Here is a 233-nt window from a genome sequence, read left to right as displayed (position 1 = left end):
CATTTGCGGGTTGGCAGTCGATCCAAAGCTGCTGAGGAATACCCCGATAAACAGCAGAATAAAATAGTTACGGTTCCAGGCAAACAACACGCAGGCCAGCATACCCAGCACACAGCAAAAAACGATCAGGTTTTTACGATCGCCTTTTTTGTCAGAGCGTCCGGCCAGAAACTGGCTTACCAAAATGCCGATGACGGCGCTACCGGTAAAAAAGAAACCCACCATTCCCGGAC

General features: G+C 49.8%; 1 pseudogene. It reads right to left on the bottom strand.

Annotation, left to right across the window (positions count from 1 at the left end):
• Positions 1–233: pseudogene (locus FDX22_RS22135) on the bottom strand (MFS transporter); the annotation flags it as partial.

This window comes from Citrobacter sp. TBCS-14, from assembly GCF_005280805.1.
Lineage (GTDB): Bacteria > Pseudomonadota > Gammaproteobacteria > Enterobacterales > Enterobacteriaceae > Citrobacter > Citrobacter gillenii.
This window is presented reverse-complemented; position numbering and strand designations above follow the sequence as displayed.